Here is a 288-nt window from a genome sequence, read left to right on the forward strand (position 1 = left end):
GCGGTGTAGCTCAGCTGGCTAGAGCGTACGGTTCATACCCGTAAGGTCGGGGGTTCGATCCCCTCCGCCGCTACCAATTTAGATTGTTTATTTTAATTATGGAGGAATACCCAAGTTTGGCTGAAGGGATCGGTCTTGAAAACCGACAGGCGGGTAACACCGCGCGGGGGTTCGAATCCCTCTTCCTCCTCCAGTTTTATTATTTGTTTTTATATGTGGAGGGGTAGCGAAGTGGCTAAACGCGGCGGACTGTAAATCCGCTCCCTCCGGGTTCGGCGGTTCGAATCC

1 tRNA gene is annotated in these 288 nt (G+C 52.8%); it reads left to right on the forward strand.

The window, feature by feature from the left end:
• Window positions 1-100: 100 nt before the first annotated feature.
• Window positions 101-193, forward strand: a tRNA-Ser gene (locus tag FS608_RS29840).
• Window positions 194-288 lie beyond the last annotated feature (95 nt).

Source organism: Bacillus sp. X1(2014) (genome assembly GCF_007678255.1).